The following is a 25,258-nucleotide window of genomic DNA, read 5'->3' as shown; positions in this document are numbered from 1 at the left end:
CTACCATCCGCGCCGCTCGTTCCTCGCGTCGCTCCCGCCAGGCCCGCCACGACGCGGCACCACCACCCACCCCGCCCGGCGTCGTCTCACCCTGGCCTCCGCTCACCTCGGGCGACTGCCCGCGGTGTCGGTACGCGATCCAGGTCTCCGTAGCCGCATCCGGTCGTGGCACGACACCGCCGCGCCGCGGATGCGGGTCATGGGTCGCGCGCGGTCGCGTCGCGACCTTGTCGTCGCGACAACACGCCGAACAGGTGGTCTCGGTTTGTCCTGGTCGTCTGACGAGCCGCGGTCGCCTTTTCGGCCTGCCAGGACCGCCTGGTCGGCTTGCCACCGAGCCATGGCGAGACGACGGCCGAGCGGTGGGGGTGGGCTCGGATGCGAAGGGGCGTCAGAGCGGCGCTCCTAGAACCCACGGCCGAAGGGCCGGGGTGACGGCGCCGCAGCCCCGAGCACCGAGGCCACCCGCGCCGCGGACCCCACCCGGCGGGCCGGAGGTTGAACCACGGCTCTACCTCGGCGGAACGCGGCTCTACGTCGGCAGGTCAGGCCTCGTCGTCGAGGGGGTCGCCGTGGCGGCGGCCCAGGACGTCGAGGCGCGCCCAGAGGATCGCGAGCGCGGCGCCGCCGCCGATCTCGGCCGCGGCGAGGGCTCCGACGACGAGCGCGTCGGCGCCGACGACCTCGAGGCGCCCGGGCCCGACGGCTCCGCCCGCGAGCCAGCTCACGCCCCCGACGAGGAGTCCCGCGCCGAGCGCGACCCCGCCCACGGCGAGGGCGACGTCGAGCCACCGGACGTCGTCGTCGGGGTGGGTGCCGGTCACGTCGCGCAGGCGGCGCCAGACGAACGCCCCGGCCACGACCCCGAGGGCGACGACGACCGCGGGCACCCAGGGCGTGAGGGGGTTGGTCCAGTCGTCGCCGGGCAGCGCGCCGAGGAGCGGGATCGCGGGCAGCGCGCCCGGCTCCGCGCCGCTCGGCGCGAACGTGCTGCCCTCGCCGACGGCGAAGCCCGGCCCGACGAGCCACGCCCCGGCCCAGGCCACGACGTTCGGCAGGACGGCGAGCTGTGCGAGGGCGAGGACGATCCCGCCGACGGTCCCGGGCACGAGCCCGGCGACGATGTCGCCCGACGTCGCGCGCCCGGCGACGAGCCACGCCCCGACGACGACGGCGGAGACGCCGGCCAGCAGGCTCGTGCCCAGCAGCCCGCCGCGCAGGCCCAGCCGGACCGTCGGCGGGACCCAGCGGTCGAGCCGTTGCGTGAGGTCGCCGACGAGGGGGGCGTCGGGTCGCGCGAGGATCCCGGCCCCGAGGCCGAGCCCGCCGACGAGCGCGCCCCCGACGACGGCGACGGCGAGGCCCCACGGCGGGGTGGACCCGGCGAGGAGCGCGACGCCGAGCGTCGCGAGCGCGTAGGTCACGGTGCCCGCGACCCAGGCGGACAGGGTCGTGTGCGCGGAGCGGCGGGCCGACGCGAAGCAGCAGAACAGCGCGAGGGCGGTGAGCCCCAGCGGGACCAGCGTGACCGTCGTCCCGCTCGCGACGAGCGGCACCCCATGCCCGAGGAGCCAGAACCCGGCGGCGATCGTCACCGACTGCCCCCACCCAGAGCCCTCGGAGGACCCGGTGGACGACGCGAGGAAGGCCACGACGCCGGGCAGCACCACGACCGCGAGCGACAGCGCGAGCGCCTGGAGCGCGGCGAGCACGCCCGACGGCCCGCGCCGGGCCGCGACCGGTGCAGGGGCGGGGCTGCCGTCCACGGTGCGCGTGCGCGCACCACGCGTCGTGCTGGTGGTGCTCATGGTGCCCATCGTCGTCGATCGAGTGGTCGGTCTGTCGCATTTCCCCGGCGCGCCAGCCTACCCGCGCCTACGATCGGTCCATGACGACGGCGCCCGCCCCGACCGCGTTCGTCCTGGGCGGCGGGGGCGTGCGCGGCGCGGTCCAGATCGGCATGCTGCGTGCGCTGCTGGAGCGCGGGATCACGCCCGACCTGGTCGTCGGCACGTCCATCGGCGCGATCAACGGCGCCGCCCTCGCGGCCGACCCCACGCCCGCCGTCGTCCCCCGCCTCGAGTCGGCCTGGTCGTCGCCTGCGGCGGCGCAGGTCTACGGCGAGGCGTGGTACCGCCAGGTGCACCGGCTCGCCACGACGCGCACCCACCTCGCCAGCCCGGCGCCGCTGCGCGCGCTCCTGCGGCAGGTGCTCGGCGAGCGCACCACGTTCGCCGACCTCGCCGTGCCGCTCGTCGTCGCCGCAGCGTCCATCGAGCGCGCGGCCGAGCGCTGGTTCAGCGACGGCCCGCTCGTCGACGCCGTGCTCGCCTCGGCGTCCGTCCCGGGCGCGCTGCCGCCCACGCGCATCGGGGACGAGCACTACGTCGACGGCGGCGTGGTCTCCTCGATCCCGCTAGGCGAGGCCGTGCGCCGCGGCGCCCGCACGGTCTGGGTGCTCCAGGTCGGCCGGATCGAGGAGCCGCTGCGGCCCCCGCGGACCGCGGTGGAGGTCGCGAAGGTGACGTTCGAGATCTCCCGACGGCACCGGTTCGCGCGCGAGCTCGCCGAGGTCCCCGACGACGTGACCGTCCACGTCCTGCCGAGCGGCGGGCCGCTCCCCGGCGACGACCGGCTCTCGTCGTCGCGCCGGCTGGACACGACCCGAGCGCGCGCCGCCTCGTCGTACGCGGCGGCGCGCCGCTACCTGGACGAGCTGGGCGGCGACGCGTGAACGTCCCGCCTCCGCCCCGATGGGTCCGCCGGCTGCTGCTCGCGCCGGCGGTCGTCGTCCTCGCGGTCCTGCTCGTCCCGACGAGCATCATGCTCGTCCTGCTCGTCGGCGGCATCGTGAGCTGGGCACTGCCCGGTCGCCTGCGCGCGCCGCGCGTCCTGTGGCTCGCGAGCTTCTACGTCGTGTGGGACGCCGCCGCCCTCGTCGCGCTGTTCGGCCTCTGGGTGGGCTCGGGCTTCGGATGGGCCCTGGACCGCCCGGCGTTCCGGCGCGCGCACGTCCGCCTCGCGGGCACGATGCTCTCGGTGCTCTTCTGGCAGGTGCGCTGGACGCTGCGGCTGCGGATCGACGTCGACCTCAGCGAGGCCGACGGGCTCGACGGGCCCCGGTGCTCGTGGTGAGCCGCCACGCGGGGCCGGGCGACTCGTTCGTCCTCATGGACCGGATCGTCAACGCGGCGGGCCGCGAGCCGCGCGTCGTCCTCAAGGACACGCTCCAGTGGGACCCGGCGATCGACGTCCTGCTGCACCGCGTGCCGGCGTACTTCGTGGTGCCGCGCTCCCGGCGACCGCACGGTGCGCCGTCGGGCAGCGAGGCGGTCGCCGCGCTCGCCACCGACCTGGCGCCGGACTCCGCCGTGCTGCTCTTCCCCGAGGGCGGGAACGTCACGCCGCGCCGCCGCGACGCGCGCATCGCGGCGCTGCGATCCTCCGGGGAGGGCGACCTCGCCGTCCTCGCCGAGGGGATGCCGCACGTCATGGCGCCGCACGTGGGCGGGTTCCTCGCCGCGCTCGACGCGACGCCGACGACGGGCGTGGCGGTCGTCACGCACACGGGCCTCGAGCGCCTGGTCACGGTGCGCGACATCTGGCGCGAGCTCCCGATGGACAAGCGGCTCACGCTCAAGATCTGGGCGACGCCCCGCGACGCGCTCCCGGCCGGGGACGAGGAGCGCGCGGCGTGGCTCTACGCGCAGTGGGTGCGCCTCGACGCGTGGCTCGCGGCGTCGGGGGCACCCACGGTCCCGAGCGCGGACCGCGACCCGGCCGCCTGAGACGGGACGTCCGGCGCGGCCAGGCCCATGACGCCGGACGCACGACGCCCCGCGACCGGCCGGTCGCGGGGCGTCGGGTCGTGGACCCGGGTCGTGGGTCCTACGGCAGACCCAGCGTCAGGCGAGGACCTCGCGCAGGAGCGCGGCGGTCTCGGACGGCGTCTTGCCGACCTTGACGCCGACGGCCTCGAGGGCCTCCTTCTTGGCCTGCGCGGTGCCCGCGGAGCCGGAGACGATCGCGCCGGCGTGGCCCATCGTCTTGCCCTCGGGGGCGGTGAAGCCCGCGACGTAGCCGACGACCGGCTTGGTGACGTGGTCCTTGATGTAGGCCGCGGCACGCTCCTCGGCGTCGCCGCCGATCTCGCCGATCATGACGATCGCCTTGGTCTCGGGGTCGTTCTCGAACGCCTCGAGCGCGTCGATGTGCGTGGTGCCGACGATCGGGTCGCCACCGATGCCGATGGCGGTCGAGAACCCGAGGTCCTTGAGCTCGTACATCATCTGGTAGGTCAGCGTGCCGGACTTCGACACGAGACCGACCGGGCCCTTGCCCGTGATGGTGTGCGGGGTGATGCCGGCGAGCGACTCGCCCGGCGTGATGATGCCGGGGCAGTTCGGGCCGATCATGCGCGTCTTCTTGCCCTGCAGGTAGGCCCAGACCTCGGCCGTGTCCTGGACGGGGACGCCCTCGGTGATGACGACGATGAGCGGCATCTCGGCGTCGACGGCCTCGATCGCGGCGTCCTTGGTGAACGCCGGCGGGACGAAGAGGACGGACACGTTCGCGCCGGTCTCGGCCATGGCCTCCGCCACCGTGCCGAACACGGGGAGCGTGACGTCGTTGCCCTCGTGGTCCTTGTGCGTGACGGTCGTGCCGGCCTTGCGGGCGTTGACGCCGCCGACGATCTGCGCGCCCGAGTCGAGCATGAGGGCGGTGTGCTTGGCACCCATCCCGCCGGTGATGCCCTGGACGATGATCTTGGAGTCGGAGTTCAGGTAGATCGACATGGTGTTCTCTGTCTCAGCTTTCCGCGTCGTCGGGCGATCAGGCGTTGGCCAGCTCGGCAGCCTTGTCGGCGCCGCCGTCCATGGTCTCGGCGAGCGTCACGAGCGGGTGGTTCGCCTCGCGCAGGATCGCGCGGCCGAGGTCCACGTTGTTGCCGTCGAGGCGCACGACGAGCGGCTTGGAGGCCTCGTCGCCGAGGATCTCGAGCGCGCCCACGATGCCCTTGGCGACCTCGTCGCACGCGGTGATGCCGCCGAAGACGTTGACGAACACCGACTTGACCTGCGGGTCGTTGAGGATCACGTCGAGGCCGTTCGCCATGACCTGCGCGTTGGCGCCGCCACCGATGTCGAGGAAGTTGGCCGGCTTCACGCCGCCGTGGGCCTCGCCCGCGTACGCGACGACGTCGAGCGTGCTCATGACGAGCCCCGCGCCGTTGCCGATGATGCCAACCTCGCCGTCGAGCTTGACGTAGTTGAGGCCGTTCGCCTTGGCCTTCGCCTCGAGCGGGTCGGTCGACTCCTTGTCCTCCAGCGCCTCGTGGTCCGGGTGACGGACCTCCGACGCGTTGTCGTCCAGCGTGACCTTGCCGTCGAGCGCGATGATCGAGCCGTCCTCGGTGCGGACGAGCGGGTTCACCTCGACGAGCGTCGCGTCCTCCGCCGTGAAGACGGTCCAGAGCTTCTGGATGACCGCCGCGACCGGGGCCTTGAGCTCCTCGGCGAAACCGGCGGCGTCGACGATCTCCTGCGCCTTGGCCTCGTCGATGCCCACGATCGGGTCGACGGCGACCTTGGCGAGCGCCTCGGGGCGCTCGACCGCGAGCTGCTCGATCTCCATGCCGCCCTCGACGGAGCACATGGCGAGGTAGTTGCGGTTCGACCGGTCGAGGAGCACCGAGAAGTAGAACTCCTCGGCGATCTTGGCGCCCTGGGCGACCATGACGCGGTGGACCGTGTGGCCCTTGATGTCCATGCCGAGGATCTCGGACGCCTTCTCGGCGGTCTCCTCGGGCGAGTGGGCGAGCTTGACGCCGCCGGCCTTGCCGCGGCCGCCGGTCTTCACCTGGGCCTTGACGACCACGGTGCCGCCGCCGAGCTTCTCGGCGCCCGCGCGGGCCTCCTCGGGCGTCGTCGCGACGACCCCGCCCAGCACGGGCACGCCGTGCTTCTCGAAGATGTCGCGCGCCTGGTATTCGAACAGGTCCACCCTGCTGCGTCCTTCCGTCTGATGCGCCGTGTGCGGCATGACCGATGTCTCGACATCAAGACATCCCCGTACAGGGTAGCCCGGGAAGCCCGGGGCTCCTATCGGTCGGCCGCGACCGCGCGCGGTGCCGCGTGTTCCGTTCGTCACGCGGGCGGCCCTCGCGGGCACGGTCGGCGGGCAACGAGGGACGACGGGGGCTCAGCCCGAGACCGGGACGTCCACGAACCGGATGGGCGTGCTGCCGTCGGTGACCGACGTCGAGCCTTCGGGGACGTCCACGACGACCGTGTCGAAGCCGAGATCCGGCCAGACCACGCTCACGGTCGACGTCGTCCCCGACGCCAGCGAGCCCACGGAGGCGTCGGCGAGGACGTTGCGGACCTGGTGCTCGTAGAAGTCCTGGTCGACGAGGTAGTCGACGGGATAGACCCGCACCCCGCCGTCGAGCAGGGTCACGTTGCTCGCCCCGAGCAAGCCCTGACCGAGCTCACCCCGGCCGTCCCGGACGGAGCCGAGGACGCTGACGAACGACGCCTGCTCCGGACCATCGTTGCGCACGGCCAGCTCGCCCACCAGGCACCGGCCGGCGCGCCGCACCTCGACCAGCTCGACGTGCAGGCGTTGGATCCCGCCGATGCCGTCGTCGTGGAGGACGACAGCGCCGCCCAGCCCTCGGATCGTCGGACCCTCCGAGGCGACGAGGCCGTCGGCCGACGGCGCCTCGACCACCGCGGCGTCCGCGGCGGGCGTGAACTCGACGGTCACCCGGCGGTTGAGCGCGCGCGCCTCGTCGGTCGACTCCGTCGTCACGGGCTCGCTCGCGCCACGCCCCTCGACCTGGACGTCGAAGCGGCCCAGGTCGGCGATCTCGGCCAGCCGGTCCGCGACGGCCCGCGCGCGCCGCTCCGAGAGCTCCTGGTTCACGGCTTCCTCACCCTGGTCGTCGGTGTGCCCGACGACGACCAGGTCGCCGTCGGCTGCGAGCGCGAGCTGCGCGACGACGGCGTCGAGTGCCCTGTCCGCGCCCGGGCCGATCACGGCCGAGTCGACGTCGAAGAGGACGTCGGAGTCGACGACGACGCTCACCACGTCGTGCGCGTCGCGCGTGCGCACGGCGTCGTCGGCCGTCGTGCTGAACGTCTCGAGGTAGGCGGAGGGCGCGACGACGTCCGCGAGGCCGCCCGGCGCGAGCTCGTCGAGCGGGACTGTCAGACCGCCCGCGTCGGCGACCTCGACCACGGGCACACCCTCGACCAGTCCCACCGCCGGGACGAGCACCGCGGTGGTGGCCGTGGTCGGGGCGTCGAACGCGACGTGACCGACGACGGGCTCCCGCCCGGGCGAGAGCATGTACTCCTCACCGAGAGACGCCAGGGCGACCCCGTCCGAGGTCCGCGCCGCTTCCCGCACCACGCCGGCCTCCAGGTCGACGAGGCGCACGCCGTCGAACGAGTCCTCCCGGGTGAGGGCCCGGTTGGCGAACACGAAACCCGCCATCACCGCCTCGTCGCCTCCGGTGGCCTCGACCTCGACACGGAGCACCGCGAGGTCGCCGTCGACGGCGACCGGCCCGACCTTCGCCGCGACGTCGACGCCGCGGACGTGGCCCTCGACCACGACCGGCGTGGGGTCCGTGGACCGGGCGGGTGTCGCGGCATCGACCGGCGCCGGCGACGCCCCGGCAGGCTCCTCCGGGCTGATCGTCACGCACCCCGCGACGAGCGTCGCCGTCGTCACGCCTGCCATGACCGCCAGGAGCGTGCGGCGCGCGCGTCCCCCGGGCGTGATGGACCGCTGGTGCATCTGCTCCTCTTCCGTCGTCGGTGCCCCCGCGCCCCCGGGACGCCGGCTCGGCGCCACGACCCTAGCGGACCGCGCGCGCCGTCCCGGCGACGCGCCCACGCACCACCGCGCGTCAACCCGCATTGACACGATGACCGTTGTCAACCTAGATTGACACCCATGGAACCCGTCGACATGGACGCCGCGAGCAGCACCGACCCCGACACGGGGCTGCGCGCCGTGCGGTCGCTGCGCGTGCTCGCCGAGCGCCTCGAGGCGCTGCAGGTCGAGCACGCCCGAGCGCTCGGCTGGTCGTGGCAGGAGATCGCCGACCGCCTCGGCGTCACCCGCCAGGCCGTGCACAAGAAGTACGGCGCGTCCCGAACCACCAGGAGGTCATGACATGTTCGAACGATTCGCCGCCGACGCCCGCGACACGGTGGTCGGCGCCCAGGAGGTCGCCCGCTCCCGCGGCGACGACGCCATCGACGCCGTGCACCTGCTCCTCTCCCTCGCCCGCCAGGACGGCGGCGCGGGCGCGGTCGCCCTCGCCGCGGCCGGCGTCGACGCCGACGACCTCGAGCGCCAGGTCGACTCCGCGCGCCGCCACGACACGCTCGACGGCCCGGCGCTCGCCGCCCTCGGGATCGACCTCGACGAGATCCGCGCGCGCACCGACGCGGCCTTCGGGCCGGGAGCGCTCGACCGCGCGGGCGACGACGAGCGCCGCCGCGGGCGGCGGAACCGCCGCTCCCACATCCCGTTCACGCCCGAGGCGAAGAAGGCGCTCGAGCTCTCGCTGCGCGAGGCGGTGCACGCGGGCTCCCGCACCATCGACTCGGGCCACGTGCTCGCCGCGGTCGCGCGCGCGAAGGGCTCGACGGCGCACCGCGCGCTGGTCGACGCGCTCACCGCGGCGGGGTCCGACGTCGCGGGCCTGCGCGCCGCGCTCGCCGCAGGGCACCGCAAGGCGTCCTGACCCGATAGGGCCGACCGGCCCCCGGCGCTCAGCCCGGCGGGACCGGGGTCCCAGTACCCCGGCGTGAGGTCGAGCTCCGTCACCCCCGGCGGCTGCGGGTACGCGTACGCGTAGACCTGGTCGGCGTGCGTCGTCGGGTCTCCGGGCCAGTAGCCGACCGCGACGTTCTCCGCGTTCTCCGCGTAGCGGTAGATGGGCTCGACGTCGTCCGGCTGGTGGGAGGGCCGCCCGTTGAACAGCGTGAGCCCCAGGTCGAACGCGCCCCAGTAGAAGCGCGAACCGCTCGACTTGCCGTAGAACCCGGAGCGGAACCGCTCCATCACCGCCGCGACCCGCTGCACGGTCGCGAGCCACGTGCGCGTGAGGTCGCCGTCCCACTCCCCGACCGCGGTGTCCTGCTCGAACGGCACCAGGTCGGGGATCTCGCGCGGGGTCGACCACACGCGCACGGCCACGTCGAGACGGGCGAGGCACGCGAGCGTCCGCGCGTAGAAGTCGGCGACGGACATCGGGCCCAGCGCGATCGTCTCGGTGCTCCCGTCGGACGTGCGGAACACGACGTGCTCCGCCACCAGGTCGATCTCGACGTCGAGCGCGCGGTCGCCGACCTGCATCACCGGCGTGACGAACCCGCGCGACGTCACGGAGAACGCGACGTTCCACCAGTGGTTCACGAACGGCGTGAGGTCGAGCACGACCTTGCCGACCACCTGGGTGAACAGGTGGAGCGGCCGACGGGTCGGCTCCCACCGCCGCACGTCGAGGTCGGGCCAGGGGGCGGGCGCGGGGGCGGGACGGGCGGCCGGCTGGGTCACGGGAGGCTCCTCGGGGCTCGGTCGTCCTGCCACGGTAGGACGCCTCTCGCCCCGGTGCCCGACGACGGGGTGACGCCAGGCGGGCCCGGGCCGCCTAGCGTCGTGGCGTGCCCGAGACGACCTCGCCCCCCGACCGCGCCGACGACCGCCCGTCGGCACCGACCCGACCCGTCCGGGTCACCACGTCGCCCGGTCACCCGTGGCGGCGCGGTGCCGTCGTCCTCGTCGCGAGCTTCCTGCTGGGCGGCCTGACGTCGTACGCCCAGGGGTTCCTGCCCGACGCCGCGGCGCCGTTCGCGAACTCGGCGAGCGGCTGGACGCTGCTCACCGCGCTGCTGGTCGCCTGGTCGGCACGCGACCCGCGCGCCCGGACGTGGCACGCCGCCGTGCTGGGCGCCGCGAGCTTCGTGCTGCTCACCCTGGGCTATGCCGTCGCAGCCGACCTCCGCGGGTACTTCTACGACCCGACGACGTTCGGGGTCGTCGGCGTCGTCGTCGGCCCGTTCGTCGGCATCGCGGCGGCATGGCTGTGGCGGACCGGCACCCACGCCGCCCTCGGCACCGCCGTGCTCGCCGGCATCGGGGTCGGCGAGTCCGTCTACGGGCTCACGACCGTCGTCGAGACGACGGGCGCCACCTACTGGGTCACGATCGGTGTCGTCGCGCTCGTCCTGCTCGGCGGCATGCTCGCGCGCCGGCTCCGCGGAGCGCTGCCGGTCGCGACCGCCGTCGGGGGCACCGCCGTCGTGGCGGCAGCGTTCGTCCTCGCCTACCGCGCCCTGGGCACGATCGGCTGACTCGGCGGTCGAGCCCCCGCACGCCGAGAGAGCGGCCCCCGGCTCAGAGCCCGGTGCACGGCACCCGGTACGTCACTACCTCGGTCAGTGGTCGCCGTCTCGGCGCCGAGGCGCTCTCAGAGCTTGGTCACCGGCGAGTAGCGCAGCAGGAGGCGCTTGGTCCCGTCGGCCCCGAAGTCGATCTTCGCGACCGCGTTCGGGCCAGCGCCCTCGAGCGCGACGACGGTCCCCAGCCCGTAGGCGTCGTGGGTCACCTTGTCCCCGACTGCGAGGTTCGGCACGTCCCCGTCGGCCCGCGGCGTCGCCGACCCGAACTTCGCCCCACCGGCCGGCGAGCCGAACGCGGCGCGGGCAGGGGCCGACGACGACGGGTCGTGGCGGGTCTGGCGGGAGCGGCCCGAGGAACGAGGGCCGCGGATGGTAGACCCGTCGTCGTCGGCCCCTGACCGCGCCCCCGACCCGAACCCCGACCGCGAACCGGACCACGACCCCGAGCCGCGGCCCCAGACCGACCCGCCCGCACGCAGCGTCGCCATCGACGACTCGCGCCGCCGCCAGTCCCACAGCTCCTCGGGGATCTCCTCGAGGAACCGGCTCGGCGGGAACTCGTTCGCCATCCCCCACGCCGACCGCACCGCGGACCGCGAGACGTAGAGCCGCTCGCGCGCGCGGGTGATGCCCACGTAGGCGAGGCGGCGCTCCTCGGCGAGCTCGGCGTCGTCGTGCAGGGACCGCATGTGCGGGAACGTGCCGTCCTCCATGCCGGTGAGGAACACGACCGGGAACTCGAGCCCCTTGGCGGTGTGGAGCGTCATGAGCGTGACGACGCCGGGGTCCTCCTTCTCCGCGCCCTCGCTCTCGCCGTCGGCCACGTCCTCCGCGGGGATCTGGTCCGCGTCGGCGACGAGCGACACACGCTCGAGGAAGTCGGACAGCGTGCCCTCGGGGTCGAGCTCGGTGAACTCGGTCGCGACGGCGTGCAGCTCGGCGAGGTTCTCGACGCGCGTGGCGTCCTGCGGGTCGTCGCTCGCGCGGAGCTCGGCGAGGTACCCGGTGCGGTCGAGGACCGCGCCGAGGACGTCCGACGGCGTCGCGCCGGACTCCGCGAGCTCGCGCAGCCCGGTCATGAGCTCGACGAACGCGCGCAGCGGGTTGAGCGTGCGGTTGGTCAGCCCGGGGATCTCGTCGATCCGGGCGAGCGCCGCGCCGAACGAGATGCGCTCGCGGTCCGCGAGCGCCGCGACCGCCCCCTCGGCCCGGTCCCCCAGACCGCGCTTGGGCGTGTTGAGCACGCGCCGCAGGTTCACGTCGTCGTCGAGGTTGTCGATCGCGCGCAGGTACGCGACCGCGTCCTTGACCTCGCGGCGCTCGTAGAAGCGCGTGCCGCCGACGACCTTGTACGGCAGGCCGACGCGGATGAGCACCTCCTCCAGCGCGCGGGACTGGGCGTTGGTCCGGTAGAACACGGCGACGTCGCCGGGGCGCACGCCGTCGGAGTCGCCGAGGCGGTCGATCTCCTCCGCGACGAACCGCGCCTCCTCGTGCTCGTTGTCCGCGACGTAGCCGATGACCTTGGCGCCCGCGCCCGAGTCGGTCCACAGGCGCTTCGGCTTGCGGTCGGGGTTGCGCGAGATCACGGCGTTGGCGGCGGACAGGATGTTCTGGGTCGAGCGGTAGTTCTGCTCGAGCAGGATCGTGCGGGCGTCCGGGTAGTCGGCCTCGAACTCGAGGATGTTGCGGATCGTGGCGCCGCGGAACGCGTAGATCGACTGGTCCGCGTCGCCGACGACGGTGAGCTCGGCGGGGTCGAGCGCGGGCACCTGCGCCTCGCCCGTCCCGCTCGTCGCGGCGTCGGTCGCGGCGGAGTCCTCGCCGACGCCCGCGAGCTCGCGCACGAGCACGTACTGCGCGTGGTTGGTGTCCTGGTACTCGTCGACGAGCACGTGCCGGAACCGGCGGCGGTAGTGCTCCGCGACGGCCGGGAACGCCTGGAGCAGGTTGACCGTCGTCATGATGATGTCGTCGAAGTCGAGCGCGCTCGCCGCGACGAGCCGCGCCTGGTAGCGCGTGTAGACGTCGGCGAGCACCTGGTCGAACTCGGGCACGCTCGCGCCGTGCTGTCCGCCCCGCGCCGCGAGGCCGTCGTCCGTCGCGTGGGCGCCGGAGTCGCGCGCGTAGGTCTCGGGGTCGATGAGCTCGTTCTTGAGGTCCGAGATCTTGTTGGCGAGCGAGCGCGCCGGGTACTTCTTGGGGTCCAGGTCGAGCTCGCGCGTGACGAGCGTGATGAGCCGCTGCGAGTCCGCGGCGTCGTAGATCGAGAAGCTCGACCGGAGCCCGAGCGTCTTGGCCTCGCGCCGCAGGATGCGCACGCACGCGGAGTGGAACGTCGAGACCCACATGTTCCGCGCCGACGGTCCGACGAGCGCCTCCACGCGCTCGCGCATCTCCGCCGCGGCCTTGTTGGTGAACGTGATGGCGAGGATCTGCCCGGCGTTCGACCGGCGCGTCGCGAGCAGGTGCGCGATGCGGTGCGTGAGCACGCGCGTCTTGCCCGACCCGGCGCCCGCGACGATGAGCAGCGGCCCGCCCGCGTGCACGACGGCCTCGCGCTGCTGCGGGTTCAGCCCGTCGAGCAGCGCGTCGGGGTCGAGGTGGGCGTACCGCCCGCGGCGCTCGCCGGGCACCCGGCCCGACGCGGAGCCCGACGGCGCGCCGTCGCCGGCGGGCGAGCCCGCGCCGTCGGGAACGGCCGGGTCGTCGGTCCAGCGCGGGGCGGTCCGCGGGAGGCGGGACTCGCCGCCATGGTCGACACGCGGGCCGTCGAACAGCGTGTCGAGGCCGGGCAGCGGGAGGTTCTCGAAGAGCGAAGCCATAGCCCCTCAAGCCTAGGCGCCCCCGCCCACATCCGAAGCCGCCGCGACGGGTCCCACGGTGTCGGTACGGGGTGCCGACCGGAACGGCGTCACCGGACGGAGAGGGTCTGGATCAGGGTCACCCTCGACCCGAACGGTTCCGGTGCCGGTCCGACCACCTGCCACGACTGCAGGCGCCAGCCGATCTCAGCGATCTCGTGCAGAGCACGCTCCCAGCGTTCGCCGTCCCGCGAGACCGGCTGGAAGAGCACCGGGGCGAAGTACTGGTCGGCGGCGGCCCACGCGTCGCGCGCATCCGAGACCGCCTGCCGTCGGACCCCGGCGAGGTCTTCCCGGGCGGCGGCCTCGGCGTCGTCCGCGCTCCGCCGGTCCTCCTCGCGGCGCGCGGCGGACTCGGGCGTCCCGCCGAGCGCTCGGGAGAGCCACAGGTCGGGGTCCTCGCCCAGGCGTTCGAGGCTCGCGCGAGCCTCTGCAGCCTCGTTCTCGGCGTCCTGGGTGCTCGCGAGCCGCACGTCGACGGACGTGGCCCGCGTGGCGAAGTAGCGCATGGGCAGGATTCTCGCCCGTCGTCAGGTGATCGCGAGCCCGACACCCCACGTCGCCGCCGCGAGGAGGCCGCCCAGGAGCTGCACGAGGATCGTGATGCCGGTCGCCTGCATCGCGGCGACGGTCGCGCGCCACGCGGCGCGGCGGTCGCGGCGGCGCAGGAGCTCCGCGACGAACACCGCGAGCACGAAGCCGATGAAGAGCCCGATCACGGGGATCACGAAGAACCCGACGACGCCCGCGACCCCGCCCCACACGAGGGTCGACCAGGGGACCTCCGCCCGGCGCATGTGGCGGCCCGCGAGGACGTACTGCGACACCTCGGCGGCGACCACGAGCACCGCGGCGACCGCGAAGACCACCCACGCGGCGGTGCCGCCCGTGACGATCGCCCACACGAGGACCGCGCCGAGCACGAGCACGTTCCCGGGCAGGACCTGCACGACGATCCCGACCAGCCCGACCAGGATCGCCAGCCCGACGAGGACCTCTCCACCGACGCTCACGGGGGAAACCCTCGCACGTCGCGCGCGCTACGCACGCCCCGCGAGCGGCACCAGCCGTGGGTGCGCGACGCCGTCGAGCACCCACGACCGGATCATCGCGCTGAACAGGTCCGGGTCCTCCGCGCTCCACTGGTGGTGCATCCCGGGCGCCAGGCGCACGACGGCGCCCGGGACGCGGCGCTCGATCGTCGCCAGCGCGCTGCGGGCGGGGCGGAGGTCGCGGCCGCCCGCGACGGCGAGCACGCGGGCCCCGGACTCCGCGAGGCCGTCGGGCCAGCGCCCGCCGTAGACGTCGGCCAGCAGCCGCGCCATGGTCTCGCGGCGGATCGCGAGACCCGAGCGCACGAACAGGTCACGGGACTCCGCGGGGATCCCGGTGGCGACGGCCTGGCCGCGCCAGTACCAGCGCCGGTCCCAGACCCGGAGCTGCGCGCGGCCGAGCGCGCCGGCGAGCCCGGGCACGCCGTCGACCACCGCGCCCGACGCCAGGACGGAGCGCACGAGGCCGGGGTGCCGCGCGGCGAGGTGCAGCGCGACGATCCCGCCGAGCGACAGCCCGACGACGTGCACCTCCCGCCCGGCGGGGAGCGCGGAGACCGTCGCGGCGACGTCGTCGACGACCGCGTCGAGCGACGCCGGGACCTCGTCCCCGCGGCTCCCGAAGCCGAGCAGGTCGGGCGTCCACACGTCGAGGTCGTCGAGCGCCTCGACCTGCGGCTCCCACATCCACGACGCCACGGTGCCCCCGTGCAGCAGGACGACGGAGACCGAGCCGGCGCCCGGCGCGCCCGGGCTGCTCGCGGGATGGTGCACGACGACGTCCGGCAGGCTCACGGGAGCACCTCGCGCTCGGTCTCGTCGAGCCACGCGAGCTCGGTCCGGGCGTGCGCGAGACCGTGGCGCAGCGTCGCGAGCCGGAGGGCGAGGCCGCGCGTGCCGCGCACGCGGTCCGCGTCGGGGCCGCCGCTCGCGAGGACCGCCGCGACCCGCTCCTCCTCGGCGGTGAGCGCCGCGACCGTCTCCTCGGCCAGGGTCCGCCGGGACGCGAGCAGCGCCGCGACGCCCTCGTCGTCGAGCTGGTCGGCGAAGAACAGCCGCCCGAGGAAGGGCTCGCGCGGGTCCTCGGGCCGCAGCGGCGAGGCGAGCCAGTCGCGCAGCGCCGCGCGGCCGGCGTCGGTGATCGTGTGGACCTTGCGGTCCGGGTAGCTCTCCTGGGGCACCACCTCCACCTCGGCGAGCCCGGCGTCCACGATCGCGGCGAGGGTGCGGTAGAGCTGCGAGCGGTCGGCCGCCCAGAAGTGGCGCACGGAGGAGTCGAACGCGCGCTTGAGGTCGTAGCCCGTCATGGGCCGGACCGTGAGGAGACCGAGCACGAGGTAGCGGAGGACCATGCGACTAGTGGACCATGCACCTAGTTTTCCGTCAACACCTCGGGGACGACGGAGGCCCGCCGACGGACGATCCGTCGACGGGCCCCGGCCGGGTCGCTGCGGTCAGTTCCAGAAGACCGCGACGAGGATGTTCACGAGGGTCAGACCCCCGATGGCGTGCTTGACGCCCGGCGCCACGGCGCCGTCGGCCGCCTTGGCCCCCTGGCGCTTGGCGACGAACGCCAGGACGGCGATGACCAGGGCGATGACCAGCTTGACGCCGATCTTGGCCATGTCCGGGCCGCCGTCACCCCAGACCGACGCCTCGCCGATGCCGACCATGGCGATCCCCGCGACGAGCGCGGTGAGCGCGCCGTGGAAGACGCCCTTGTACAGGCCCGGCGAGCGCAGGGACGCGAGGTAGCCGCCGAGGACGATGGCCCACCCGATGAAGTGCAGCGCGACGAAGACGTTGTAGAGGAACTCCATGGCGCCATCCTATTTGCTGACGCCGCTGTCGTGAAACTTTGCACAAGGTGAGCCCGGTCGCACCGACCCCTCTTCCGGCAGCCGGCCGAGGGGCCCGAACCGCTCGACAAACTGGACTCGACCAGTCTAGTATTTTCCGTTTTCCCACCATACGGACGAGGGGTGTCCACCACGCTGGACCGCGGCTATCGTTCTGCGCATGACCACGGCAGCCCGCACCCTCCTCGTGACCTCGCGTCACGGGATGCCGGCGTGCGCGCACACGTGTCTCAGCTGTTGTCGCTGAACCGCGCCCGACTCAGCGCGAGCCCGCAGGCTCGCCCCTCTCCCCGGAGAAACCCTGAGAACCGGCGCGCGCCGTCGGTCCTCAGCCACTCGCACCCTCGCTGAGCGCTCGCCGTCGCGCGTCCCCGCCCCCGAACGAGGACACGAGGAACCCCGATGACGCAGGCCACGACTGCGCCGGAGACCACCGAGGACGCCACCGCGCGACCTGGTCGTCCCGCCGGCGAGCGCGCCGCACGGCCGGCGCGCGCCGCCCGCCCGAACGGGCAGTGGAAGGTGGACGGCACCGAGCCGCTCAACGCCAACGAGGAGCTCAAGCGCGCGGGCAACGGCCTCGACGTGCGCGAGCGCATCGAGACGATCTACGCCCGCGAGGGCTTCGACTCCATCCCCGGCGACGACCTGCACGGCCGCTTCCGGTGGTGGGGGCTGTACACCCAGCGCAAGCCCGGGATCGACGGGGGCAAGACCGCGACGCTCGAGCCGAACGAGCTCGAGGACAGGTACTTCATGCTCCGCGTCCGCTCGGACGGCCAGGAGCTGGACGTGCGCGCGCTGCGCGTCCTCGGCGGCATCTCGCGCGACTTCGCGCGGGGGTCGGCCGACATCACCGACCGGCAGAACATCCAGTACCACTGGATCGAGATCGAGTCCGTCCCCGAGATCTGGGACCGCCTCGCGACCGTCGGCCTCGAGACGACGACGGCCTGCGGTGACACCCCGCGCGGCTTCCTCGGCAGCCCCGTCGCGGGCATCGCGGCGGACGAGATCATCGACCCGACGCCCGTGATCCTCGAGATCAAGCGGCGGTACATCGGCGACCCGGAGCTCGCGAACCTGCCGCGCAAGTTCAAGACCGCCGTCACCGGCCACCCCAGCCTCGACGTCGTGCACGAGATCAACGACGTGTCGCTCGTCGGCGTCGTGCACCCCGAGCTCGGCCCGGGCTACGACCTCTGGGTCGGCGGCGCCCTCTCGACGACCCCGCGGCTCGGCGAGCGCCTGGGCGCCTTCGTCACCGAGGAGCAGGCGGCCGACGTGTGGCACGGCGTCGTGCGGATCTTCCGCGACTACGGCTACCGCCGGCTGCGCAACAAGGCGCGCCTGAAGTTCCTGCTCGCCGACTGGGGAACGGAGAAGTTCCGCGAGGTGCTCGAGAGCGAGTACCTGGGCTACCGCCTCGCCGACGGCCCCGCGCCCGCGCCGGCGACCGGTCCGGGCGACCACGTGGGCGTGCACCTGCAGAAGGACGGGAACTACTACGTCGGGGCCGCCCCGGTCGTGGGGCGCGTGGGCGGCAGCACGCTCACGGGGCTCGCGGACCTGGTGGAGAAGGTCGGCGCCCGGTCCGTGCGCCTCACGGCGCACCAGAAGCTGGTCGTCCTGGGGGTCCCGCCCGAGGGCGTGGACGAGCTCGTCGCGGGCCTCGAGCCGCTCGGGCTCACCGCCCGGCCGAGCCCGTTCCGCCGCTCGACCATGGCGTGCACGGGCATCGAGTTCTGCAAGCTCGCGATCGTCGACACCAAGGACACGGCGGCGCGCGTCATCGGCGAGCTCGAGGAGCGCCTCGCCGACGTCCCGTCGCTGGTCGAGCGGCCGCTCGACCTCAACATCAACGGCTGCCCCAACTCGTGCGCGCGCATCCAGACGGCGGACATCGGCCTCAAGGGCCAGATCATCACCGTCGACGGGGAGCAGATGCCCGGGTACCAGGTGCACCTCGGCGGCGGCCTCGTCGGCACGGGCCGCGACGAGGGCGGCCTGGGCCGCACGGTGCGCGGCCTCAAGGTGCCCGCGACGCAGATCGCCGACTACGTCGAGCGCGTCGTGCACCGGTACGAGGCGGAGAAGGACGGGACCGAGACCTTCGCGCAGTGGGCGCACCGCGCGGACGAGGAGGCGCTCCAGTGAGCGAGGACCAGGCCACGACGACGTCCGACCCGCTGGCCGCGCTGCGTGCCGCGGCGCGGGCGAAGGCCGAGCAGCGCGAGAGCGCCAAGGCGGCGCACCACGCGGAGCGCGCGCGGCACGGCAGGCCCAAGCGGTCCCTCGACGAGCTGCGCGAGATCGCCCGGCGCGGCGAGGAGCTGCTGCACGGCGCGGGCACGCCCGGCGTCGCGGGCGCCACGCGCCCCGAGGCGACCGCGGAGGAGGTCATCGCCTGGGCGGCGCGCGAGTTCGGGACGTCGGTCGCGGTGGCGTGCTCCATGGCCGACGCCGTGCTGCCCCACGTCGTGGCGGCGCAGGTCCCCTGGGTCGACGTGCTCTTCCTCGACACGGGGTACCACTTCGCCGAGACGGTCGGCACGCGGGACGCCGTCGAGCAGCAGATGGACGTGACGATCGTCGATGTCCGGCCCGAGCTCACGGTCGCCCAGCAGGACGCCGCCCACGGCACGGACCTGTTCTCGCGCGACCCGGCGCTGTGCTGCCAGATGCGCAAGGTCGAGCCGCTGCACCGCACGCTCGCGGGCTACGAGGTGTGGGTCACCGGCGTGCGCCGCGACGAGGCGCCGACCCGGACGAACACCCCCCTCGTCACGTTCGACGAGAAGAACGGGCTCGTGAAGATCAACCCGCTCGCGGCCTGGTCGTTCGACGACCTGCTCGCCTACGCCGCGCGGCACCAGGTGATCCTCAACCCCTTGCTGAACGACGGCTACCCGTCGATCGGCTGCCAGCCGTGCACCCGGCGCGTCGCGCCGGGCGAGGACCCGAGGGCCGGCCGCTGGGCGGGGCTCGACAAGACAGAGTGCGGACTCCACGTATGAGGACGGGCATGACGACCATCGACCTGACGACCGACGCACCGGGCTCCCCCGCCGGTGCTCCCGCCGGCGCCTCCGCGGACGCGCCGGTCCCCGGCGCGGCGCTGCCCGGGGGGCGCCGCCTCGCGCAGCTCGACGCGCTCGAGAGCGAGGGCATCCACATCGTCCGCGAGGTGGTGGCCGAGTTCGAGCGCCCCGTGCTGCTGTTCAGCGGCGGCAAGGACTCCGTGGTGATGCTGCACCTCGCGGTCAAGGCGTTCGCGCCCGGCCCGGTGCCGTTCCCCGTGCTGCACGTGGACACGGGCCACAACTTCCCCGAGGTGCTCGCCTACCGCGACGCGACCGCCGAGCGCCTGGGCCTGCGGCTCGAGGTCGCGAGCGTGCAGGACTACCTCGACGACGGCCGCCTGCGCGAGCGCGCCGACGGGACGCGCAACCCGCTGCAGACGCAGCCGCTGCTCGACGCGATCTCGGGCCACAAGTTCGACGCCGTGTTCGGCGGCGGCCGGCGCGACGAGGAGAAGGCGCGCGCCAAGGAGCGCGTCTTCTCGCTGCGCGACGAGTTCGGCCAGTGGGACCCGCGCAACCAGCGCCCGGAGCTCTGGAACCTCTACAACGGGCGCCACCGGCCGGGCGAGCACGTGCGCGTCTTCCCGCTGTCGAACTGGACCGAGCTCGACGTGTGGCGCTACATCGCGCGCGAGCGCATCGAGCTCCCGGGGCTCTACTACGCGCACGAGCGCGAGGTGTTCGACCGCGACGGGATGCTGCTCGCCGTCGGGCCGTACTCGGAGCCCCGCACGGACGCCGAGGCCGCGTCGCTGCGCACGGAGACGGTGCGCTACCGGACCGTCGGCGACATGTCGTGCACCGGCGCCGTGCGGTCGGACGCGGCGGGCGTCGAGGACGTCATCGCCGAGGTCGCCGCGACGCGCATCACCGAGCGTGGCGCGACCCGCGCCGACGACCGCCTCTCCGAGGCCGCCATGGAGGACCGCAAGAAGGAGGGGTACTTCTGATGGGCACCCAGACCAGCACCGGCACCGTCGCCGAGAGCACGGCCGTCCCGCTCGACGACGCGCGCCGCGGCACGCTGCTGCGCCTCGCGACGGCCGGCTCCGTCGACGACGGCAAGTCCACGCTCGTGGGCCGCCTGCTCTTCGACTCGAAGTCCGTGCTCGCGGACCAGCTCGACGCCGTCGAGCGCGTCTCGCGCGACCGCGGCCTCGAGTCGGCCGACCTCGCGCTCCTCACGGACGGCCTGCGCGCCGAGCGCGAGCAGGGCATCACGATCGACGTGGCGTACCGGTACTTCGCGACCGCGCGCCGCTCGTTCATCCTCGCCGACTGCCCCGGCCACGTGCAGTACACGCGCAACACCGTCACGGGCGCGTCGACGGCGGACGTCGTCGTGCTGCTCATCGACGCGCGCAAGGGCCTGCTCGAGCAGACGCGCCGCCACCTCGCGGTCGCGAGCCTCCTGCGCGTGCCGCACGTGGTCGTCGCGGTCAACAAGATCGACCTCGTCGACTACAGCGAGGCCCGGTACGAGGAGCTCGCGGCGGACATCCGCGCGGCGGCGACGTCGCTCGGCGTCGGCGACGTCCACACCCTCCCCGTGTCCGCGCTCGTGGGCGACAACGTGGTGGACCGGGCGAGCGCCAACACGCCCTGGTACGACGGCCCGAGCCTGCTCGAGCTGCTCGAGGAGCTCCCGACGGGAGACGACCCGGAGGCCGAGGCCTTCCGCTTCCCCGTCCAGGTCGTCATCCGCCCGCAGGCCGCGGCCGACGAGCGCTACCGCGACTACCGCGGGTACGCCGGGCAGGTGGCGTCGGGCGTCGTGACGGTCGGGGACGAGGTCGTGGTGCTGCCGTCCCGGCGCCGCACGACCGTCGTCGGGATCGACACGGCCGACTCGCTCGCGTCCGGCGAGGTGCTCACGGAGGCGTTCGCGCCGCAGTCCGTGACGATCCGCCTCGCCGACGACGTGGACGTCGCGCGCGGCGACCTCATCGCGTCCGCCGCCGAGGCCCCCGAGGTCACGCAGGACGTCGAGGGCACCGTGGCGTGGCTCAGCGACCGCCCGCTCCTGCCGGGCGCGCGCGTGCTCCTCAAGCACACGACCCGCACGGTGCAGGCCGTCGTGCGCGACGTCGTCGGGCGGCTCGACCTCGACACCGCCGAGCTCGAGCCCGCCGAGCGCCTCGACCTCAACGACATCGGCCGCGTGACGCTGCGGCTCGCGTCCCCGGTCGCCGCCGAGGAGTACGTCGTGGCCCGGCGGACGGGCGCGTTCCTGCTCGTCGACGGCCAGGACGGCGGCACGCTCGCTGCCGGCATGGTCGGCGACGCGCTCGCCGCCGCCCGCCGTCCGGCGTCCCGGCCCGGCTCGTACGCGATCTAGGCTGGAACCCGTGACCGCACCCGAGCACGAGACGTATCCCCTGGGCCTGCGTCTCGACGGCCGCCGGACCGTCGTCGTCGGCGGCGGCCCCGTCGCGGCGCGGCGCGCGCGCGGGCTCCTCGACGCGGGCGCCGTCGTGACCGTCGTCGCGCCGTTCGTCTGCGAGGACCTCGCGGAGCTGCTCGCGGTGCACGGCCCCGCCGCCGACGCCCACGGGCACGTCACCCCGCCCGCGGACCACGGCGCACCGCTGTCGTGGGTGCGGCGCGACTACCTCACGGGTGACCTCGACGGCGCGTGGCTCGTCCACACCGCGACCGGCGACCCGCGGGTGGACGCCGAGGTCGCGGCCGACGCCGAGGCCGACCGGGTCTTCTGCGTCGCCGCGGGCGACGCGGACCTCGCGACCGCGTGGGTGCCCGCCGTGGCACGCACGCGCGTCCCGGGCGGTGCCTCTCGCGGCGCCCCGGCCGCGGAGGTCACGGTGTCCGTCAACGCGGGCCGGGACCCGCGCCGCGCCCAGCGCGTCCGCGACGCCGTCGCGGCGCTGCTCGAGGCGGGCGAGCTCCCGCTCCGGGCGGTCCGCCTGGCGGGCACGCGCCCCGCGGCCGACGACGACGCCCCCCGCGCCGGGGCCGTCTCGGAGCCGCTCGTGCGGCCGGTGGGGACCGTCGCGCTCGTCGGTGGCGGCCCCGGCGACACCGGGCTGATCTCGGTGCGGGGACGTCGCCTCCTCGCGGAGGCGGACGTCGTCGTGGTCGACCGGCTCGGGCCGCGCGGACTGCTCGCCGAGCTCGGCGACGACGTCGAGGTCGTGGACGTCGGCAAGACGCCGGGCCACCACCCGGTGCCGCAGTCGGAGATCAACCGGATCCTCGTGCACCACGCGCTCGTCGGGCGGCGGGTCGTGCGGCTCAAGGGCGGCGACCCCTACGTGTTCGGGCGCGGGGGCGAGGAGGCCGAGGCGTGCCGCGAGCACGGCATCCCGGTCGAGGTCGTCCCGGGCGTGACGAGCGCCGTCTCCGTGCCCGCCGCAGCGGGCATCCCTGTCACGCACCGCGGCCTGTCGCGCGGGTTCACCGTGCTCACCGGGCACGAGGACGTCGGCAAGGTCCCCGCCGCGAGCGACCACACGGTCGTCCTGCTCATGGGCGTCTCGCGCCTCGCGGAGACGGCCGCCGCGCTCGTCGCGCAGGGCCGTCCGCCCGAGACGCCGGTCGCGGTCGTGGAGGACGGCTACGGCCCGCGGCAGCGCACGACCGTCGGCACCCTCGCGACCATCGCCGACCGCGCGCGCGAGGCGGGCGTCCGCCCGCCGGCCGTGACCGTCGTCGGCGACGTGGTGACCCTCTCCCCCGCCTGGACCTCCGCCGCCCCGCGCGGCGGCCACGGTGCGCGGCCCCGCTCCGGGTAGCCGCGGGCTCAGCCTCCCGCTCGACCGGGGTCGTCGTGCGGGACCAGCACCCGCACGCCCGGGCGGTCGAGCACGGTCGTCGTCGTCTCGTCGAGAGTCCGCCAGGTCTCGTCGCTGAACCCGTCACCGGTCGTCCGCACGAGGACGGCGGACGTCCCCGAGGTCAGGTAGCGCAGCGCCTCGTCCTGCCAGGCGAGGTTCAGACGGCGCGGGACGGCCTCGCCGGCGGCGTCGTGCGCGCCGCGGTCGTAGGTGTACCCCGACAGGTCCACCGGGAGCTCGCAGCCGCGCTCGAGGTCACGGCTCAGCACGTCGAGGACGGCGAGCATCCCGGGGGAGTCCGCGCGCACGCAGCCGTCGTCCGGGAGCCGGGCCGCGACCTCGGCCGTCGGGATGGGCACGAAGCGGGGCGCGGTCAGCACGGCCGCCACCAGGAGGGCTCCGGCCCCGGCGCCCAGGGCCGTCCCCGCCACGACCCGCCCCGGACGTGGCAGCAGCGAGCACGCCGCCGCCAGGACGAGGACCAGGGCCGGCGCCGGGAAGGCGGCGTACTGCGCGTACGCGGACGGCGCGGCCAGCAGCACGGCGACCTGCACCACGAGCAGCGCGACCCACAGCTGCCCGCGCCGTCCGGCCCAGGCGACGACCGCCGCGACGGTCACCAGCACCAGCACCGTCCAGACGGCCGCGACCTGGGCCCGGTGCGACACGAGCTCGTCGAGACCGCCCGTCCCCGTGATCCACACGAGCCGCTGCTCGAGGTCCGTCGGCTCCCGCGGCCGGCCGAGCTGGGTGAGCACCACCATGCGGACCATGTCCGAGCCCGCGGCGAGGAGGAACGGCAGCAGCACCGTCGCCAGCGCGACGATGGCGCCCGCGGCGGCGCGGGCGGCGGTGCGCCACCCGGCGACGACCAGGAGCCAGAGGAGCACCACGACCAGCGGCACGACGCCCCAGATCTTGACGGTCGCACCGAGCCCGAGGACGGCACCGCCCGCCCACGCCCAGAGACGCCCGCGGCCGGTGCCCTCCCGGCGTGCGTCCAGGCCCCGGAGCAGCAGCACGACCCCGCCGAGCAGGCACAGGGAGCCCAGGGGCTCGAGCAGCGTGAGTCGCTCGGCCCATGCCGCGGCGTAGGACGCCGCGTACAGGAGGCCGCCCACGACCGCGGCCGTCGCGCCCCACCGGCGCGCGACGCGCGTCACGAGCACGGCGTTCGCCGCGCCGACGAGCATGACGCCGACGCGCGCGGCGACCAGGGCGTGGTCGTCGCTCGTCCACGCGGTGAGCCCTGCGAAGGGCGTCAGGGCGAGCATCGAGCCGGGCGGGTGCAGCAGCAGGAAGTCCCGGTAGGGCAGGCGGCCGTGCACGAACGCCACCGCCGCCGAGAAGTACACGCCGTCGTCGTACCCGCGGTACGCGCCGACCCCGGCCGAGCCCCCGACGAGGTGCCACCGCACCGCGAACGCCAGCACCGCCACGACGGCGGCCACGGCCCACCCCCACCGAGCGGCAGCGGGCTCTCGGCGCGGGGCACGGGCTGCCAGGCTCACACCCGCCAGTGTGCGTCAGGCCCGGGGCGGGCGCGCGGCACGGACGGTCCCGCTACAGGAGGCGGCGCTGGGCCGCCCAGCGGGTGAGCTCGTGGCGGGAGGAGAGCTGGAGCTTGCGCAGGACCGCGGAGACGTGGGTCTCGACGGTCTTGATCGAGATGAACAGCTCGGACGCGACCTCGCGGTAGGTGTACCCGCGCGCGATGAGGCGCATGACCTCCTGCTCGCGCGCGGACAGCCGGTCCAGCTCGTCGTCGCGCACCGCGACGTCGCCCGCCCCCGTGCCGAACGCGTCGAGCACGAAGCCCGCGAGGCGTGGCGAGAACACCGCGTCGCCGTCCGCGACCTGCCCGACGGCGGCCGACAGGTCCGGCCCGGAGATCGCCTTGGTCACGTATCCGCGCGCCCCGGCGCGGATGACCGCGACGACGTCCTCCGCGGCGTCCGACACCGAGAGCGCGAGGAACCGCACGTCGCCGAGCGCGTCGGCGCAGCGCTGGATGACCTCCGCGCCGCCGCCCCCGCTGCCGCCCGGCAGGTGCACGTCGAGCAGCACGACCGGGGGCCGCAGCTCGTGGACGCGCGCGACGGCGGACTCGACGTCGTCCGCCTCCCCCACCACGGTGACGAGGGCCGGGTCGAGGCTCGCGCGCACGCCCGCGCGGAACATG

General features: G+C 74.7%; 23 protein-coding genes and 1 pseudogene. 11 read left to right on the top strand and 13 right to left on the bottom strand.

Features of this window, described 5'->3' with window-relative positions:
• Positions 1-545 precede the first annotated feature (545 nt).
• On the bottom strand, positions 546-1,808 hold the full coding sequence (locus tag ACFC2L_RS18405) for a DUF6350 family protein (protein WP_375825782.1): 1,263 nt from the start codon (positions 1,806-1,808) through the stop codon (positions 546-548).
• Positions 1,809-1,888: 80 nt separating this feature from the next.
• On the opposite strand from ACFC2L_RS18405, the gene ACFC2L_RS18400 reads away from it, so the two are divergent.
• From ACFC2L_RS18400 to ACFC2L_RS18390, 3 genes are read left to right on the top strand one after another with little or no spacing between them, the layout of a single operon-like run.
• Entirely contained in the window at positions 1,889-2,734 is an 846-nt protein-coding gene (locus tag ACFC2L_RS18400; protein WP_313663491.1) for a patatin-like phospholipase family protein, read from the top strand.
• Positions 2,731-3,135: a hypothetical protein gene (locus ACFC2L_RS18395; protein WP_375825780.1), complete on the top strand. Its 405-nt coding sequence runs from the start codon at positions 2,731-2,733 to the stop codon at positions 3,133-3,135. Before ACFC2L_RS18400 ends, ACFC2L_RS18395 begins: the two co-directional genes overlap by 4 nt.
• Positions 3,132-3,788: a hypothetical protein gene (locus ACFC2L_RS18390; RefSeq protein ID WP_375825778.1), complete on the top strand. Its 657-nt coding sequence runs from the start codon at positions 3,132-3,134 to the stop codon at positions 3,786-3,788. The genes ACFC2L_RS18395 and ACFC2L_RS18390 overlap by 4 nt, the downstream gene beginning before the upstream one ends.
• Positions 3,789-3,905: 117 nt before the next feature.
• On the opposite strand, the gene sucD is transcribed toward ACFC2L_RS18390, so the two are convergent.
• The 3 genes from sucD to ACFC2L_RS18375 all read right to left on the bottom strand — a co-directional run bounded on the left by sucD (position 3,906) and on the right by ACFC2L_RS18375 (position 7,806).
• Positions 3,906-4,796: a succinate--CoA ligase subunit alpha gene (gene sucD / locus ACFC2L_RS18385; RefSeq protein ID WP_087471388.1), complete on the bottom strand. Its 891-nt coding sequence runs from the start codon at positions 4,794-4,796 to the stop codon at positions 3,906-3,908.
• Between the two features lie 37 nt (positions 4,797-4,833).
• Entirely contained in the window at positions 4,834-6,003 is a 1,170-nt protein-coding gene (gene sucC / locus ACFC2L_RS18380) for an ADP-forming succinate--CoA ligase subunit beta (protein ID WP_204540351.1), read from the bottom strand.
• Between the two features lie 198 nt (positions 6,004-6,201).
• Positions 6,202-7,806, bottom strand: a complete 1,605-nt coding sequence (locus ACFC2L_RS18375; protein WP_375825777.1) for an OmpA family protein — start codon at positions 7,804-7,806, stop codon at positions 6,202-6,204.
• Positions 7,807-7,965: 159 nt separating this feature from the next.
• On the opposite strand from ACFC2L_RS18375, the gene ACFC2L_RS18370 reads away from it, so the two are divergent.
• Together ACFC2L_RS18370 and ACFC2L_RS18365 are read left to right on the top strand one after the other, a co-directional pair.
• Positions 7,966-8,187 carry a helix-turn-helix domain-containing protein gene (locus tag ACFC2L_RS18370; RefSeq protein WP_047233082.1) on the top strand — a complete coding sequence of 74 codons (222 nt, stop codon included), beginning with the start codon at positions 7,966-7,968 and terminating at the stop codon, positions 8,185-8,187.
• A gap of 1 nt (position 8,188) precedes the next feature.
• Positions 8,189-8,764 (top strand): Clp protease N-terminal domain-containing protein, encoded by a 576-nt coding sequence (locus ACFC2L_RS18365; protein ID WP_375825786.1) that lies wholly within the window; start codon positions 8,189-8,191, stop codon positions 8,762-8,764.
• A 71-nt stretch (positions 8,765-8,835) separates the two neighbouring features.
• Here ACFC2L_RS18365 and ACFC2L_RS18360 read toward each other — a convergent pair.
• Positions 8,836-9,579 (bottom strand): annotated as a pseudogene (locus ACFC2L_RS18360) (DUF5996 family protein); the annotation flags it as partial.
• A 107-nt stretch (positions 9,580-9,686) separates the two neighbouring features.
• Here ACFC2L_RS18360 and ACFC2L_RS18355 point away from each other — a divergent pair.
• The gene (locus ACFC2L_RS18355) at positions 9,687-10,376 is read left to right on the top strand and encodes a DUF6518 family protein (RefSeq protein WP_375825775.1); all 690 of its coding nucleotides are present in this window, start codon (positions 9,687-9,689) and stop codon (positions 10,374-10,376) included.
• A gap of 116 nt (positions 10,377-10,492) precedes the next feature.
• On the opposite strand, the gene pcrA is transcribed toward ACFC2L_RS18355, so the two are convergent.
• From pcrA to ACFC2L_RS18325, 6 genes are all read right to left on the bottom strand, one after another.
• Positions 10,493-13,249 (bottom strand): DNA helicase PcrA, encoded by a 2,757-nt coding sequence (gene pcrA / locus ACFC2L_RS18350; protein ID WP_375825774.1) that lies wholly within the window; start codon positions 13,247-13,249, stop codon positions 10,493-10,495.
• Between the two features lie 89 nt (positions 13,250-13,338).
• Positions 13,339-13,797: a hypothetical protein gene (locus ACFC2L_RS18345; RefSeq protein ID WP_375825773.1), complete on the bottom strand. Its 459-nt coding sequence runs from the start codon at positions 13,795-13,797 to the stop codon at positions 13,339-13,341.
• A 21-nt stretch (positions 13,798-13,818) separates the two neighbouring features.
• Entirely contained in the window at positions 13,819-14,301 is a 483-nt protein-coding gene (locus ACFC2L_RS18340; RefSeq protein WP_375825772.1) for a DUF456 domain-containing protein, read from the bottom strand.
• A 27-nt stretch (positions 14,302-14,328) separates the two neighbouring features.
• Positions 14,329-15,135 carry an alpha/beta fold hydrolase gene (locus ACFC2L_RS18335; RefSeq protein ID WP_375825771.1) on the bottom strand — a complete coding sequence of 269 codons (807 nt, stop codon included), beginning with the start codon at positions 15,133-15,135 and terminating at the stop codon, positions 14,329-14,331.
• Entirely contained in the window at positions 15,132-15,692 is a 561-nt protein-coding gene (locus ACFC2L_RS18330) for a PadR family transcriptional regulator (RefSeq protein WP_375825770.1), read from the bottom strand. Before ACFC2L_RS18330 ends, ACFC2L_RS18335 begins: the two co-directional genes overlap by 4 nt.
• Positions 15,693-15,794: 102 nt before the next feature.
• A complete protein-coding gene (locus ACFC2L_RS18325) occupies positions 15,795-16,160 on the bottom strand; it encodes a hypothetical protein (protein WP_253050870.1) in 366 nt (121 codons plus the stop codon).
• Between the two features lie 441 nt (positions 16,161-16,601).
• On the opposite strand from ACFC2L_RS18325, the gene ACFC2L_RS18320 reads away from it, so the two are divergent.
• The 5 genes from ACFC2L_RS18320 to cobA all read left to right on the top strand — a co-directional run bounded on the left by ACFC2L_RS18320 (position 16,602) and on the right by cobA (position 23,034).
• A complete protein-coding gene (locus ACFC2L_RS18320) occupies positions 16,602-18,356 on the top strand; it encodes a nitrite/sulfite reductase (protein WP_375825769.1) in 1,755 nt (584 codons plus the stop codon).
• 146 nt (positions 18,357-18,502) lie between these two features.
• The gene (locus ACFC2L_RS18315; RefSeq protein WP_375825785.1) at positions 18,503-19,216 is read left to right on the top strand and encodes a phosphoadenylyl-sulfate reductase; all 714 of its coding nucleotides are present in this window, start codon (positions 18,503-18,505) and stop codon (positions 19,214-19,216) included.
• Positions 19,217-19,224: 8 nt separating this feature from the next.
• Positions 19,225-20,232, top strand: coding sequence for a sulfate adenylyltransferase subunit CysD (gene cysD / locus ACFC2L_RS18310; RefSeq protein WP_375825768.1), 1,008 nt, complete (start codon positions 19,225-19,227; stop codon positions 20,230-20,232).
• A complete protein-coding gene (locus ACFC2L_RS18305; protein WP_375825767.1) occupies positions 20,232-21,620 on the top strand; it encodes a sulfate adenylyltransferase subunit 1 in 1,389 nt (462 codons plus the stop codon). Before cysD ends, ACFC2L_RS18305 begins: the two co-directional genes overlap by 1 nt.
• A gap of 10 nt (positions 21,621-21,630) precedes the next feature.
• Positions 21,631-23,034, top strand: a complete 1,404-nt coding sequence (cobA, locus tag ACFC2L_RS18300; protein WP_375825766.1) for a uroporphyrinogen-III C-methyltransferase — start codon at positions 21,631-21,633, stop codon at positions 23,032-23,034.
• A gap of 8 nt (positions 23,035-23,042) precedes the next feature.
• Here cobA and ACFC2L_RS18295 read toward each other — a convergent pair whose 3' ends face one another.
• Together ACFC2L_RS18295 and ACFC2L_RS18290 are read right to left on the bottom strand one after the other, a co-directional pair.
• Positions 23,043-24,527 carry a phospholipid carrier-dependent glycosyltransferase gene (locus ACFC2L_RS18295; protein ID WP_375825765.1) on the bottom strand — a complete coding sequence of 495 codons (1,485 nt, stop codon included), beginning with the start codon at positions 24,525-24,527 and terminating at the stop codon, positions 23,043-23,045.
• 112 nt (positions 24,528-24,639) lie between these two features.
• Positions 24,640-25,257: a LuxR C-terminal-related transcriptional regulator gene (locus ACFC2L_RS18290; protein WP_375825783.1), complete on the bottom strand. Its 618-nt coding sequence runs from the start codon at positions 25,255-25,257 to the stop codon at positions 24,640-24,642.
• Position 25,258: the final 1 nt, after the last annotated feature.

Origin of the sequence: Cellulosimicrobium sp. NPDC055967 (assembly GCF_042269845.1) — a bacterium.
GTDB lineage: Bacteria > Actinomycetota > Actinomycetes > Actinomycetales > Cellulomonadaceae > Cellulosimicrobium.
The sequence above is the reverse complement of the archived record's forward strand: the minus strand, read 5'-3'. Positions and strand labels throughout refer to the sequence as shown.

Coding starts and splice junctions, on each gene's coding strand:
- ACFC2L_RS18405 (WP_375825782.1), bottom strand. CDS start 1,808: ATGAGCACCACCAGCACGACGCGTGGTGCGCGCACGCGCACCGTGGAC.
- ACFC2L_RS18400 (WP_313663491.1), top strand. CDS start 1,889: ATGACGACGGCGCCCGCCCCGACCGCGTTCGTCCTGGGCGGCGGGGGC.
- sucD (WP_087471388.1), bottom strand. CDS start 4,796: ATGTCGATCTACCTGAACTCCGACTCCAAGATCATCGTCCAGGGCATC.
- ACFC2L_RS18375 (WP_375825777.1), bottom strand. CDS start 7,806: ATGCACCAGCGGTCCATCACGCCCGGGGGACGCGCGCGCCGCACGCTC.
- ACFC2L_RS18370 (WP_047233082.1), top strand. CDS start 7,966: ATGGAACCCGTCGACATGGACGCCGCGAGCAGCACCGACCCCGACACG.
- ACFC2L_RS18365 (WP_375825786.1), top strand. CDS start 8,189: ATGTTCGAACGATTCGCCGCCGACGCCCGCGACACGGTGGTCGGCGCC.
- pcrA (WP_375825774.1), bottom strand. CDS start 13,249: ATGGCTTCGCTCTTCGAGAACCTCCCGCTGCCCGGCCTCGACACGCTG.
- ACFC2L_RS18345 (WP_375825773.1), bottom strand. CDS start 13,797: ATGCGCTACTTCGCCACGCGGGCCACGTCCGTCGACGTGCGGCTCGCG.
- ACFC2L_RS18330 (WP_375825770.1), bottom strand. CDS start 15,692: ATGGTCCTCCGCTACCTCGTGCTCGGTCTCCTCACGGTCCGGCCCATG.
- ACFC2L_RS18325 (WP_253050870.1), bottom strand. CDS start 16,160: ATGGAGTTCCTCTACAACGTCTTCGTCGCGCTGCACTTCATCGGGTGG.
- ACFC2L_RS18320 (WP_375825769.1), top strand. CDS start 16,602: ATGACGCAGGCCACGACTGCGCCGGAGACCACCGAGGACGCCACCGCG.
- cysD (WP_375825768.1), top strand. CDS start 19,225: ATGACGACCATCGACCTGACGACCGACGCACCGGGCTCCCCCGCCGGT.
- ACFC2L_RS18305 (WP_375825767.1), top strand. CDS start 20,232: ATGGGCACCCAGACCAGCACCGGCACCGTCGCCGAGAGCACGGCCGTC.
- ACFC2L_RS18290 (WP_375825783.1), bottom strand. CDS start 25,257: ATGTTCCGCGCGGGCGTGCGCGCGAGCCTCGACCCGGCCCTCGTCACC.